Source organism: Nostoc flagelliforme FACHB-838 (genome assembly GCF_014698065.1).
Classification (GTDB): Bacteria; Cyanobacteriota; Cyanobacteriia; order Cyanobacteriales; family Nostocaceae; genus Nostoc; species Nostoc flagelliforme_B.
This window is the reverse complement of sequence record NZ_JACJSI010000719.1, coordinates 1-1,537: the sequence shown is the minus strand read 5'-3', so window position 1 is coordinate 1,537 and position 1,537 is coordinate 1. Positions and strand designations below refer to the sequence as shown.

The 1,537-nt window shown below is 39.4% G+C and carries 1 protein-coding gene; it reads left to right on the top strand.

The window, feature by feature from the left end; all coding sequences use genetic code 11:
- Positions 1–518: 518 nt before the first annotated feature.
- Positions 519–1,343, top strand: a complete 825-nt coding sequence (locus tag H6G97_RS51100) for a HEAT repeat domain-containing protein (RefSeq protein ID WP_190947778.1) — start codon at positions 519–521, stop codon at positions 1,341–1,343.
- Positions 1,344–1,537: the final 194 nt, after the last annotated feature.

The following is a 1,537-nucleotide window of genomic DNA, read 5'->3' as shown; positions in this document are numbered from 1 at the left end:
GCTTCCAATACACCAGCTTTTATTACAAATACAAGGCATTCGGAATCAGATTCAAATAATACTTATGTACTAGTAATTGGCGCTCGCATTGTGCCAGTTGCGTAAGTCCTGTATAATTATCTTTTCTACCCTGTTGATAAAAGAAATATCCCTAGTCGGAAAATTGCAGAAAGTATTGGGGGTAAGGTATTTCGGGAGTTTCAACAGATTAACAAGAGTGGTCATCTTCTTGATGAGGTTGAATATAGGATTTATAAGTAAACGGCATCTCCTGCTAAATAAGCTATGCCGGAATAAGTCTTATTGTGATTACCCTAAAAGAGTCGTCCTTTACACTCCTTAACCCGCAAAAAGTAGTGCGTTGCAGTTTAACAGAGATGCCTTGCAACAAAAACGCTCGTTACGGTAGTGCAGTATTCCCCCTGATGTGGTTGTAATTGGGGTTAATTAACTGTTAAGAGTAAAGTGCAATCAAAAAGCTTGTCTAAACTCCAGTAAAAAATTGACTTAGATATTTTATGCCAAGAAATAGTTATTCGGCTCCTGTTAATCAATTACTTGACTATCAGCCAGCAACTAAAAAGTTATCCCCATCTGAATGGCCTGACTATCAGCAATTGGGCATCACTGCCGAGGATATTCCTGAGTTGATTCGTATGGCATGTGATGAAGATTTATACAATATGCAGGATGATGAAAATGATTTTTTTGGTGAAGACAGTTTATTAGAATACGCACCGATTCATGCAGTTCGGGCATTAGGACAACTCCGCGCATTATCAGCAATTGAACCATTGATTAGCTTATTCCCCAAAATGGATGATGCTTTTGATAATGAAGTGTTGTTCTTCTTGATTGAGGAATTAACGGATGTTTTAAGTCTGATTGGTTTACCCGCAATCCCAGCACTCACTGCTTATCTTGCTGATGACTCTCATGACGAAACTTGTCGAGTTCAAGCTATCGTTACTATCAAAAGAATTGCCTGTGTACATCCAGAGCAGCAGGCGCATTGTGTTGCTGCCTTGTCTCAACAGCTTTCTGCTTTTGAAGAAAATAGTCCGGAATTAAATGGTCATATCATTTCTGTGCTAATTGACCTCAAAGCAATAGATTCTTTACCTCTGATTGAGCAAGCTTTTGAAGCGGGGCGTGTTGATGATGAGGTGGTGGGAGATCTTGATGATGTGCAGGTCTATTTTGGCTTAAAGACTAGGAAAGACCTACCGCCTGAATCCTTACCTTCAACTGGCGATCAGCAAACAACATCAAAAATTGTTACTCACCAACAGAGCGTTAATGATCATGAAAGCTTGAATAAAGCACAACAAAAGAGAGAGTAATCGACCACGGGGCGATCGCAAATTACAAGAAAGTAAAACCCATTGACATCAAAGAGTTAGAGTTCAAAAGAAGCAGACAGCAGACTAATTCAATTTGGGAAATCAAACTGTATAAATTCGTGGGTTTTAAGCAGCATAATTGAGCAGCAACTTTACTCGGCAGGAACTTGTGGAAGTAAAGAAGGAGTTGGTTG

Coding starts and splice junctions, on each gene's coding strand:
- H6G97_RS51100 (WP_190947778.1), top strand. CDS start 519: ATGCCAAGAAATAGTTATTCGGCTCCTGTTAATCAATTACTTGACTAT.